Origin of the sequence: Facklamia sp. P9177, assembly GCF_050409585.1 — a bacterium.
In the GTDB taxonomy this organism is placed as follows: domain Bacteria; phylum Bacillota; class Bacilli; order Lactobacillales; family Aerococcaceae; genus Facklamia.
In genome coordinates this window covers 1-543 of sequence record NZ_JBNUPE010000053.1, presented here as the reverse complement: position 1 = coordinate 543, position 543 = coordinate 1, and the positions used below count along the sequence as shown (strand labels likewise).

Here is a 543-nt window from a genome sequence, read left to right as displayed (position 1 = left end):
AAACAAGAAATTACACCGGTGTTTCCTTATACACGGCCAAGACGTAAACGGGAGAATAGAAACATTATCTATGACGAATACTATGATTGTTATTTAGATGAAAACGATATGGTCTATCGCTATACAACTACCCATCGAAAAGGCTATCGAGAGTACAAAGCTTCGAGTCACGACCAAAAGAAATATCAAAATAATCGTGTGATTACCCGACATGTCTGGCAAGAAGCCCTTGAAACATGTGAAGATATAAGACATTCAGATGGCATGTGAGAGCTTTATAGAGAACGTAAGGAATCAGTAGAAAGATTATTTGGCACTGCCAAGGAGCATCATGGCTTTCGATAGACGCATTTAATTGGAAAAGCCTTGATGGAATTTAAAGCAGGGCTCACTTTTGCTTGTATGAACATGAGAAAGTTAGCAAATATATTAGAAATGAGGAGCTAGAAAGGCTTCGTTTTTTTATTTATTAAGGAAATTTGGGCAGAAACAAAGACAAACCCTGTATGAGTCATCCTCAAAGAAGGGTTTGTCTTCAGTCTG

General features: G+C 37.8%; 1 pseudogene. It reads left to right on the top strand.

Going from position 1 to position 543, the window contains the following annotated elements:
* Nucleotides 1-270 (top strand): annotated as a pseudogene (locus tag ACQV18_RS09415) (IS5/IS1182 family transposase); the annotation flags it as partial.
* Nucleotides 271-543 lie beyond the last annotated feature (273 nt).